Raw genomic sequence first — 1,156 nt, forward strand, 5'->3', positions numbered from 1 at the left:
GGGTGGGTGGAGGGGCGCTGGTCGGCGTCGTAGCCCCAGGCCTTGCGGACGACTCCGAAGTCGGTCCAGGTGTCGGTGAAGCGGGTGGCCTCGGTGAGGGTCTGGTAGCCCATGTACTCGGCGAAGGACTCGTTCAGCCAGATGTCGTCCCACCACTGGAGGGTGACGAGGTCGCCGAACCACATGTGGGCCATCTCGTGGGCGATGACCATGCCGCGGGTCTGCCGCTCGGTGTCGGTGACGGCGGAGCGGTAGATGAACTCGTCGCGGAAGGTGACGAGGCCGGGGTTCTCCATGGCGCCCGCGTTGAACTCGGGGACGAAGGCCTGGTCGTAGGAGTCGAAGGGGTAGGGCTCCTCGAACTTCTCGTGGTAGCGGTCGTAGCACTGGCGGGTGATGTCGAGGATCTCGTCGGCGTCCGCGTCGAGGTGGGGGGCCAGGGAGCGGCGGCAGTGGATGCCGAAGGGCAGGCCGCGGTGTTCGGTGCGCACCGAGTGCCAGGGGCCGGCGGCGACGGCGACGAGGTAGGTCGAGATGAGAGGGGTGGGGGCGGCCTGCCAGCGGCCTTCGCCGAGGTGTTCGGTGATGCCGTTGGCGAGGACGGTCCAGCCTTCGGGGGCCGTGACGGTCAGGTCGAAGACGGACTTGAGGTCGGGCTGGTCGAAGGCGGCGAAGACGCGCTGGACGTCCTCCATGAAGAGCTGGGTGTAGAGGTAGGTCTCGCCGTCGGTGGGGTCGGTGAAGCGGTGCATGCCCTCGCCGGTGCGGGAGTAGCGCATGCTCGCGTCGACGCGCAGTTCGTGCTCGCCGGCGGTGAGGCCGGGCAGCGGGAGCCGGTTCTCGACGAGGTGCTCGGGGTCGAGGGGGCTGCCGTCGAGGGTGACGGAGCGCAGCTCGGCGGGCTTGAGTTCGACGAAGGTGTCCGCGTCGGCACGAGCGGTGAACGCGATGACGGTGCGGGAGTCGAAGGTGTCGTCGCCCGTCGTCAGATCGAGTTCGATCGTGTAGCGGTGGACGTCGAGGAGCCTGGCACGGGTCTGCGCTTCGTCGCGCGTCAGTACGGACATGCAGGACATGCTGCCTGATGGCACCGGCGTGGCACAGAGGTGGTTCCGTACGCGGCTTATGTCCGGTCGGGCGTGGGTGTGGCGGCGGG

1 protein-coding gene is annotated in these 1,156 nt (G+C 68.8%); it reads right to left on the bottom strand.

Annotation, left to right across the window (positions count from 1 at the left end; translation table 11 throughout):
* Positions 1 to 1,076, bottom strand: a 1,076-nt coding sequence (locus ACNFOC_RS54580; RefSeq protein WP_416966340.1) for a M1 family aminopeptidase, incomplete at its 3' end; no start/stop codon positions are given.
* Positions 1,077 to 1,156: the final 80 nt, after the last annotated feature.

Source organism: Streptomyces colwelliae, assembly GCF_048158785.1.
Taxonomy (GTDB): Bacteria; Actinomycetota; Actinomycetes; order Streptomycetales; family Streptomycetaceae; genus Streptomyces.